3 protein-coding genes are annotated in these 3,398 nt (G+C 47.0%); all 3 read left to right on the top strand.

Annotation, left to right across the window (positions count from 1 at the left end; genetic code table 11):
- Positions 1–1,444: DNA primase (gene dnaG / locus GRP75_RS22025; RefSeq protein WP_160790363.1), on the top strand; the 1,444-nt coding region annotated here is incomplete at its 5' end.
- A 43-nt stretch (positions 1,445–1,487) separates the two neighbouring features.
- Entirely contained in the window at positions 1,488–2,621 is a 1,134-nt protein-coding gene (gene rpoD / locus GRP75_RS22020) for an RNA polymerase sigma factor RpoD (RefSeq protein ID WP_160790362.1), read from the top strand.
- A gap of 87 nt (positions 2,622–2,708) precedes the next feature.
- Positions 2,709–3,398, top strand: a 690-nt coding sequence (locus GRP75_RS22015) for a hypothetical protein (RefSeq protein WP_160790361.1), incomplete at its 3' end; no start/stop codon positions are given.

The raw sequence follows: 3,398 nt of genomic DNA, 5'->3' as shown, positions 1-3,398 counted from the left end.
TAAGATGTACCATTTTTTGCGTAAAAATACGGAGCACGGCAAACCAGCGATGGAATACTTGCGTTCACGGGGATTCAGTGACAAGATCATTGATCAATTTCAAATTGGCTATGCACCCAACCGATGGGATACGATCGTTCAGTTTCTGGAGAAGCGTTCTTTTGATCCCGTGGAGATGGAAAAGGGAGGGCTTATTTCTCCCCGGCATGAGGGTGATGGATATGTGGATCGATTCAGAGATCGCATCATGTTTCCCATTTGGAATCGCAACGGAAAAGTTATTGCCTTTGCAGGCCGTATACTTGGTGAGGGACAGCCGAAGTATTTGAATTCACCGGAGACCAAGCTATTCAACAAGAGCCGAACGCTGTACAATCTTCATCATGCTAAAACCTCAATTCGCAAGCTCCGCCAGAGTGTTCTTTTTGAAGGCTACGGTGATGTCATCTCGGCATGGGAAGCTGGCGTACAAAATGGGGTGGCCGCTATGGGCACTGCTCTAACGGAGCACCATGCTACGATGTTAAAAGGACTGTGCGACGAGGTCATTATTTGTTATGATGGTGACCGGGCAGGACAAGCTGCTGCGCTTAAAAATTTTCCGCTGTTGGAAAATGCGGGACTTCACGTGAAAGTAGCGCTGGTCAGTGACGGTATGGACCCGGATGATTTTATTCGGCAATACGGCGGCGAACGATTCCAGCGTCAAATTATCGAAAGTGCTGTTTCAACGGTGAAATTTAAGCTTATATATCTGAAAAAAAACCATATACTGCAAGAGGAAGAAGGAAGAATCGCGTATTCCCGCGAAGCATTAAATGTCATTGCACCTCTGTCATCCCCGACTGAGCGGGAAGTGTATCTGCGCGAAGTATCAGCCGAAGTCAAGGTGGATTTTGAAACCTTGAAGCAAGAATGCAATTTACTGCGTCAATCCCTGCAAAAAAAACAGAACTTTGGGGATAATAACGAAAATGGGTGGAATAATGGTAGGCATAAAAAAGGGCAGGTCTCCACACCTAATCTGTTGCCGGCTTACCATGTGGCTGAGCGCAGGCTGCTTCACTGGATGATGCAGGATTTAGAAGCTGCAGAGTATGTAGAAAAGCATCTGGGCGACGCCTTTAATATTGAGGATCATGCAGCAATTGCTGCTTATCTATATGCCTATTACGCGCAAGGGAAGTTACCAGATACAAGCCGTTTTATTTCATCTTTGCAAGACGACCGGCTGGAGAAGAACGTAAGTTCGATCATGATGATGGATGCTCCAGGCGTATGGGCACCGCACATTTTGGATGATTATATTCATCAGGTGCGAAAATTTCCATTGCAGGAGCAACTGGATTTGAAAAGGGAAGAAATGAGAGCCGCTGAGCGCTTGGGTGACTTTTTGCGCGCAGCACAAATTGCAAGTGAGATTATAGCCCTAGAGAGACAATGAACACACAGAGGTCGGATGTTTCTAGGGAGGAGGGAGTCGAAAGATGGCGAATGATCAGCATACTGAACTGGAGACGGAACTAACACTGGATCAGGTCAAAGATCAACTGATTGAGTTGGGTAAAAAAAGTTCTTCTCTGAACTACAAAGATATCATGGAAAAACTGTCGCCGTTTGATCAGGACCCCGAGCAAATGGATGAGTTTTATGAGCAACTGGGTGACTTGGGGATTGAAGTTGTGAATGACAACGACGAAGAAGTTACCAGATTGCGTCAAAATGACGACCCGGAAAACAATGATGGGGATGATTTTAATTTCGATGACGATCTGAGCCTGCCTCCCGGTATTAAAATTAATGACCCGGTCCGGATGTACTTGAAGGAAATCGGTCGTGTACCGTTGCTTTCTGCTGATGATGAGGTAGAGCTTGCCAAACGGATAAATAACGGCGATGAAGAAGCTAAGCGTCGGTTGGCAGAAGCGAACTTGCGTCTGGTTGTAAGTATTGCCAAACGTTATGTTGGTCGCGGAATGCTTTTCCTGGATCTGATTCAGGAAGGTAATATGGGTTTGATTAAGGCAGTAGAAAAATTTGATTACGAAAAAGGCTTTAAATTCAGTACGTATGCAACCTGGTGGATTCGTCAGGCCATTACGCGCGCAATAGCCGATCAGGCGAGAACGATCCGTATTCCGGTGCATATGGTGGAAACGATCAACAAGCTAATTCGCATATCGCGTCAACTGTTGCAAGAGCTGGGGCGCGAACCTACGCCAGAGGAAGTAGCTGCCGAGATGGAGCTGAGCGTGGAAAAAGTACGGGAAATTATGAAAATTGCCCAAGAACCTGTTTCATTGGAAACACCAATTGGTGAAGAGGATGACTCACATCTGGGGGATTTCATTGAGGACCAAGAAGCATTGGCGCCTGCAGATGCGGCTGCCTATGAACTTCTGAAGGAACAGCTCGAGGATGTACTGGATACGTTAACCGAACGGGAAGAGAATGTTTTGCGTCTCCGCTTTGGTTTGGACGACGGAAGAACCAGAACCCTTGAAGAAGTGGGTAAAGTGTTCGGTGTTACACGTGAACGTATTCGTCAGATTGAGGCCAAAGCGCTGCGTAAGTTGCGCCATCCAAGCCGCAGTAAGCGACTGAAGGATTTCCTCGAATAGAAGCGTAACATTGCGGACCTTCTGCGGCTTGAAGCGCGCAGGAGGTCTTTTTTTATCTCATGGCAGCCTTGGTGGAGGGGAAGAAGCTTGGACCAGGAGAAAAAACGGGCAATACTGTTACATGAAATTGAGCATTGGCGGCGAAGTCGGCTACTCCCTGAGCAATATTGCGATTTTTTGTCTAACCTGTATCGGGAGGACGAAGATCCGTCGCAGAGCCAGAACCGTAACAACACCGGGCTGCTTACATATCTTAGACACGGGCATGGGATCGCCTGGCTTCTTGGTTTTGTCATTATTTCCTGCATTTGTTTGATCGGTTTTTATTTTACCGCTTTTCCGTTGGCAATGCAAATATTCTCGGCAAGTGCAGTTACTACGATTTGCTATGGAGTGGCCGCATTTTGGCGGTCTTCCGAAAAGAGTATGAGTGCGATGTTGAGCACTTTAGGCAGTGCGATTATGCTGGGTTCAGGTGTGTGGATCATTCAGCTCCATCAAGGTGAAGCTAGGGTTTGGTTTCTTTTGCTCGTAGGCCTATGCGGTGTGGTATGGTGTCTTGTGGGATTAACTTTGCGGATCAGCTTACTTCATTACTGTGGTCTTGCTGGGCTGCTTTTAGTGTACGCGGTCCTTATAGGCCGCCACTGGCCTACAGCAACTTTAGTGATGCTTGAGGCATTTTGGATTTTGCACGCAGTATTGTTGATCTGGCTAAGCTGGTGGGTACATCGCCGCTTTCCGGGTCTCGCTTTGATTTATTTCGCTATAGGCATG

The sequence above is a fragment of the Paenibacillus sp. OT2-17 genome (assembly GCF_009827695.1).
Taxonomy (GTDB): domain Bacteria; phylum Bacillota; class Bacilli; order Paenibacillales; family Paenibacillaceae; genus Paenibacillus; species Paenibacillus polymyxa_B.
The sequence above is the reverse complement of the archived record's forward strand: the minus strand, read 5'-3'. Positions and strand labels throughout refer to the sequence as shown.

Excerpts from the sequence above, each read along its gene's own strand:
- rpoD (WP_160790362.1), top strand. The coding sequence starts at position 1,488 with ATGGCGAATGATCAGCATACTGAACTGGAGACGGAACTAACACTGGAT.